Below are 1,028 nucleotides of genomic sequence, written 5' to 3' on the forward strand. Positions count from 1 at the left end.
ACTCCAATAAATCGACGATTGTGTTGATTGGTTTTGCTGCGGTTATCGCCTGTGCACTACTTGAACTTGTGCCGATCATTAAAGGGCTCGCGGTATACATCATTGCACTCATTGCGTTTGGCATAGTGCAAATCTCTGAGCTTCGCCGCCGTTTTCCCATTGATATTGTGGTGATTGTGGGCTCTGCGCTCTCTATTGCGCAGCTGATGATTTCATCGGGCTTGTCTGTCAGGATGGGCGAAATGTTTATCGAAGCGTTTAACGGCTGGGGCGTATTTGGTGCGCTGGTGGCCACATACATCATGACCTTGGTGCTGACTGAATTGGTGACCAACAATGCCGCTGCCGCGTTAGCATTTCCGATTGGCTATAGTATGGCTGTCGGGTACGGAGTGGATCCGATGCCATTTATTATGGCGGTATTGTTTGGCGCAAGCGCGAGCTTTATTTCTCCCTACGGGTATCAAACCAACTTGTTGGTTTACAGTGTAGGTAATTACAAATTGACCGACTATGTGCGAATTGGTGTGCCGATTTCGATTGTGTATTCCGTATTGGTACTGACATTGATACCGGTCTTCTTTCCGTTTTAATTCCGATAAATACAAGGATTCGTTATGACCGCTGAAACACCGGTAAAAGATGAAAACATTGTCTGGCATCAGCACACGGTTGATAAACAGTTTCGTGCTGAGCTGAAAAAACAGAAACCAGCAGTGCTTTGGTTTACTGGTTTATCTGGCGCAGGTAAGTCAACCGTCGCGGGCGCGCTGGAGAATCGTTTAGCTGAGTTGGGCTACCACACTTATTTGTTGGACGGTGACAATGTTCGTCATGGCCTGTGTAGTGATCTAGGCTTTTCTGAACAAGATCGCCGTGAAAATATTCGTCGTATTGGCGAGTTGGCGAAACTGATGGCAGATGCGGGTTTGATTGTGTTGTCCGCGTTCATTTCTCCTCACCGTGCTGAGCGTCAACTCGTTCGCGATTTACTGCCCGAAGGTGAGTTCATTGAAGTGTTTGTGAAT

2 protein-coding genes are annotated in these 1,028 nt (G+C 47.3%); both read left to right on the top strand.

The annotated features are described in order from the left end of the window. On the top strand, positions 1 to 593 hold a 593-nt coding region (locus tag R7Q46_RS25280), incomplete at its 5' end, for an SLC13 family permease (RefSeq protein WP_318077952.1). Positions 594 to 617: 24 nt separating this feature from the next. Then, a partial coding sequence (cysC, locus tag R7Q46_RS25285; RefSeq protein ID WP_318077953.1) for an adenylyl-sulfate kinase occupies positions 618 to 1,028 on the top strand: 411 nt, incomplete at its 3' end.

This window comes from Vibrio sp. 811 (assembly GCF_033339195.1).